This is a genomic window from Pseudarthrobacter sp. 10T415, from assembly GCF_056394175.1.
Map to the genome: position 1 here is coordinate 1 of NZ_JBFTHJ010000066.1, position 497 is coordinate 497.

At 65.6% G+C, this 497-nt stretch carries 1 pseudogene; it reads left to right on the forward strand.

The features are described from left to right. Nucleotides 1–497 (forward strand): annotated as a pseudogene (locus AC1DBN_RS21470) (HNH endonuclease signature motif containing protein); the annotation flags it as partial.

A 497-nucleotide genomic window follows, 5' to 3' on the forward strand; every position in this document is an offset into this window, starting at 1 on the left:
CTTCATCCGCAAACCCCGCCACGGCCTCCACCACGTCGAAATCTTCGCCACCACCGACCAATACGAACACCTCCTCACCGCCATGAACATCGCCACCAACCCCCGCACCACCACCCCCAACACCACCACCAACCGGGCAGCCACAGACGGCGGCGACGGGGGCAATGGCGACAACACCGTGCTTCAAGAAGGCGCCCGCTCAGGCAATCAGGCATCCCCCGCCCCGGACCTGGAACGCCGCACCCGCCCTCCGCAAAATCGCCTGCGACGCCGACATCATCCCCGCACTCCTGGGCACCACCAGCGAAATCCTCGACCTCGGACGCAAAACCAGACTCTTCACCCCAGCCCAACGCGTAGCCCTCACCGCCCGCGACCAAGGCTGCACCTTCCCCAACTGCACCATCCCCGCCCCCTGGTGCGAAGCCCACCACATCACCTACTGGTCACACGGCGGCCACACCAACACCACCAACGGAACACTCCTCTGCACCCAT